The organism is Mycobacterium sp. TH-M82 (assembly GCF_057473605.1).
The window spans coordinates 1-3211 of sequence record NZ_JBYCKY010000213.1; the positions used below are offsets into that span (position 1 = coordinate 1).

The window sequence follows — 3211 nt, forward strand, 5'->3', positions numbered from 1 at the left end:
GAAAGATGCTCGCACTGTCCGCAACTGGGTCGAGCACCGGGCCGAGCCCCGTGAACATGACGTCGTCAGCCGACTCGCAGTGTTGTTTCGAGCAGTCAGGGCCATCGAATCCATCTACAGTCCGACCGTAGCGACTGCCTTTCTTAGATCATCCAACCCCCAACTCGACGACGAAGCACCACTGGTGGTGCTCGCTACTCAACCCGTCAGCAAAGCCGAACAGGCCGTGCTCGCAGCGACGCGAGCTTTCCTCGAAGGGTGATCCGCCTGCTTCCGGTGCCGTTGCCTGGTTCCGGCGCGTTTCGTGTGCACCCTGCACCCGAGGCACTTCCGCGGCTGCGGCATGAGGGCCCTGGACGCAACCGGTTTGATGATCCGCAGGGAAGTTTCTCGATGCGCTACGCGGCCGAGAACCTTCGCGGCTGCTTGGTCGAGACAATGGCGCGGTTCCGGCCCAATCCAGCCGCTGATGTCCTTCTTGCCGCGGTGCAGTTCGTCGACGCGGCTGACGACCCCGCGGCGCCAACCGTTCAGGCTGTTGAAGAGTGGCTGGCCAAACAACGTGTCGGCCGGGTGACTCTCGTGACGCCGCAGCCGCTTCTTGTCGATATCGAAGCAGCGGACCTCATGGTCGATCTGGACACCCACCCGCTGGTACGCGAGGCCATCCACAACTCCCCACTTTGCGAAGGTGCTGCCCCGGTTCATCTCGATGCCGGACTTATTCGGCTGGGTGGGGACGTCGGGCGGCCTATCACGCAGGCCGTCTCTCGCGCGTTGTATGAGCGGCATCCCGAGGTGGACGGCATTGCCTACTGGTCGAGGATCGATTCCAGCGAGCGGTGTTGGGCAATTTATGGTCATGTACCGGTCGATGTTTCGATCACGGATTTGTCCGCCGAGAGCCCGCTACACCGAAGTGCCGTTCAGGCGGTGGCAGATTTGCTCGGAGTCCCGCTTCCGCCCGCCTGGCAGTAGCGTGCGCACTGTTGGTTCGGGGAGTTCGTCGCGCATAAACGTTCACGAACTGGATTGCCCGCGTGGGCAACCCGTTCGCCGGCGACTGGGACGTGGTCTATCAGAGGCCTTTCGTGCACGACGGCATGCGCGGGATCGCCGGCTTCGTTGAGCGTGTCGAAGACAACGAGCACGGCACGGTGTCCTACGAGCCGGTTGACGCCAAGCTTGCCCGCAACGAGGCCAAGCCCGGGCATGTTTTGCAGCTCTGCACCGCAATGAAATACGTGTGAGCTGTCCCCTGAACGTGGTATACGGTATCCCTACACGTCAGAGCACGCTGGCTGCGATGGTTTCGTGAACGTAGGGGACCGTATGCATCGCGCACTTCGCACTGCCGGCACCGCAATCGCCGGGGCGAGTCTGATCGCCATCCCGCCGGCGGCACCGCCGATGCCCGACGTTGCGGCCCGTGTGGTGCGGCTGGCCAGCCTCGATGACGCGAACTCACCGCTGGGAGACGGTACGGCCCTGGTCATCGGCCCCAGCGGTGTCCCGATACCGTCTCAGTCCTACGTGGCCACCGCCGACTCGATGTACCTGCAACCGCTCGGTTTCACCGGCTCCACCGAGCCCTTGTTCACCCCCGAGGGGCTGTATCCGGTGACCGGCGTCAAAAGCCTGCCCACTGACACGTCGTTCGCCCAGGGCCAGCAGATCCTCGACTCGGCGGTCCAGAGCCAGATCAACGCCGGCGGCGTCGACGCGGCCAACCCCGTGGTGGTTTTCGGCTGGTCCCAGAGTTCTTCGGTCGCGTCGCTGACGATGCCCCAGCTGAACAGCGAACACGTGCCCAGCGACGACGTGCACTTCGTGCTGGTCGGTGACCCGAGTGCGCCCAACGGCGGGGTGCTGGAACGCTTCGACGTTCCGTTCAACGGTGAGAGCCCGTCCTTTCCGAGTCTGGGCATCACGTTCAGCGGTGCGACCCCGGCCGATCTCTACCCGACCGACATCTACACCATCGAATACGACGGTTTCGCCGACTTCCCGCAGTATCCGATCAATGTCCTGTCGGACCTCAACGCATTTTTCGGCCTGCTTCTTGCGCACGGCGCGTACCTGGGTCTCACGCCCGAACAGCTCAAACCGGTCGCCGACGGCGGTGAGGCCATTCAACTTTCGACGTCGGCGTCCGACACCATGACGGACTACTACATGATTCCGAATGCGGAACTGCCGCTGCTGCAACTGCTGCAGTTGCTCCCAGTCGTCGGCCAGCCGCTCTACGACCTGCTCGAGCCCGACATGCGGATTCTGGTGAACCTGGGCTACGGCAGCATCACCGACGGCTGGTCGCAAGGGGACGCGAATGTGCCCACCACGTTCGGTCTGTTCCCCAACGTCGACTCGACCCAGCTCGCCACCGCGCTGGGCAACGGCCTGCAGACAGGCATCCACGACGCGATCGCAGCGCTGCAGAACCCGGCCAACTACCAGCCGACGCCGATCATGGAAAACCCGGCGTTGTCGACGCTGATCGCGTCGGGGACGCACGCGTTGGGGATCGATCTGGCGAACGCACCCCTTGATCAGCTGTTGCACACGCTGCTCGGGTTCTTCGGGTTCCCGGCTTCGGATGCGACGCTGACCTCCTCGCCCACCGACATCGTCAACGCCCTCACCGGCACGTTCTCGGCTGATTACGCAACCCTGCTCCCTGTTGCAGACACGGCCACCGCCATCCTGACCGGCCTTCCGGAATACGACACAACCCTTTTCCTGGACCAGCTTCACGCGGGGAATCTGCTTGGCGCGATCGGTGATCCGGTTGCCGCCGACGTAGCGCTGGTCCCGTTCGCGTTCACATTCGGCGCACTCGCACCCGTCGGGGAAACGGCCTTGGGAACCGTGGTCAACCTGGCGACCCTGTTCTCCTGAACGATGCGGTTCGGCACCGCCTCAGGTGCGGCCGACGGTGCCCGCGGCGCGCAGGGTGGCCAGCACGTCGAGTGCGGGGTCGGTGGGCGAGAAGGTGGTCACGCCGATCCGGCTCGGGTAGAACGCGCGATCGTGGTCGCGACACGCTCTGCCCGGACTGCTGAGCGCAACGATCTGACGGTGGTCAGTCCAATCCGAGCGCGTCGCGCAACCGGCCGGCGTCCATGCCGCCGCGAGCGGCCGCACCGGCCGGGAAGGAATCCAGGAGCTTGATCAGATCGCCGCGCCGGGTGGGGTCGTCGGCGGCCTGCCG

The 3211-nt window shown here is 64.7% G+C and carries 5 protein-coding genes; 4 read left to right on the plus strand and 1 reads right to left on the minus strand.

What is annotated here, in order from left to right; translation table 11 throughout:
* The 4 genes from AC2VON_RS06270 to AC2VON_RS06285 form a co-directional block, all read left to right on the plus strand.
* Positions 1-262 (plus strand): hypothetical protein (locus tag AC2VON_RS06270; RefSeq protein ID WP_486952166.1); only part of this gene is annotated, 262 nt, incomplete at its 5' end.
* A gap of 44 nt (positions 263-306) precedes the next feature.
* A complete protein-coding gene (locus AC2VON_RS06275) occupies positions 307-978 on the plus strand; it encodes an RES family NAD+ phosphorylase (protein WP_486952169.1) in 672 nt (223 codons plus the stop codon).
* Positions 979-1040: 62 nt separating this feature from the next.
* Positions 1041-1250 (plus strand): hypothetical protein, encoded by a 210-nt coding sequence (locus tag AC2VON_RS06280; protein WP_486952167.1) that lies wholly within the window; start codon positions 1041-1043, stop codon positions 1248-1250.
* A gap of 82 nt (positions 1251-1332) precedes the next feature.
* The gene (locus AC2VON_RS06285) at positions 1333-2898 is read left to right on the plus strand and encodes a PE-PPE domain-containing protein (RefSeq protein ID WP_486952168.1); all 1566 of its coding nucleotides are present in this window, start codon (positions 1333-1335) and stop codon (positions 2896-2898) included.
* Positions 2899-3082: 184 nt separating this feature from the next.
* Here the strand turns inward: AC2VON_RS06285 and AC2VON_RS06290 are convergent.
* Positions 3083-3211, minus strand: a 129-nt coding sequence (locus AC2VON_RS06290) for a hypothetical protein (RefSeq protein WP_486952170.1), incomplete at its 5' end; no start/stop codon positions are given.

Excerpts from the sequence above, each read along its gene's own strand:
- AC2VON_RS06285 (WP_486952168.1), top strand. The coding sequence starts at position 1,333 with ATGCATCGCGCACTTCGCACTGCCGGCACCGCAATCGCCGGGGCGAGT.